This is a genomic window from Polaromonas sp. P1_G2 (genome assembly GCF_056405515.1).
This window is the reverse complement of the sequence record NZ_JBFUBY010001152.1, coordinates 1-451: the sequence shown is the minus strand read 5'-3', so window position 1 is coordinate 451 and position 451 is coordinate 1. Positions and strand designations below refer to the sequence as shown.

Below are 451 nucleotides of genomic sequence, written 5' to 3'. Positions count from 1 at the left end.
CATTCGTGTAAAAGTAAAAATCTCAATCACCTTCAGGCGGTTCCGAGGTAGCTGTGAAAACTCTCGGAACGATCGCATTCTCCGTTTCTTGGCGACAGCTTGGTTTCAACCAACGCCAAAATGATGGCGCTGCATTGCATTACTCCTCACCACTTAGAAAATGCCCGATGGCAGCGAGCGGGCGAACGCCATCACAAACGATCTTGGTGATTGCCAGCATCGGCACCGCGAGAATCGCTCCTGGTACGCCCCACATCCAGAACCAGAAGATCAACGCGATGACCACGAGCACGGGATTGAGCGTGAAGCGCCGGGCGAGCAGAATAGGCGTGATGATCTCACCCTCGACAACGTGGATTGCGCAATAAAGCGCCGCCGGCAGAAGCGCCATCCAAAGCGTGTCGATGACCAGCAGACCGGCAAGAAGAAAAATCCCAACGCCGAGCAGCGG

General features: G+C 55.0%; 1 protein-coding gene. It reads right to left on the bottom strand.

Annotation, left to right across the window (positions count from 1 at the left end):
* Positions 1 to 139 precede the first annotated feature (139 nt).
* On the bottom strand, positions 140 to 451 hold a 312-nt coding region (locus tag AC1D0P_RS29515; RefSeq protein WP_477679979.1), incomplete at its 5' end, for an AI-2E family transporter.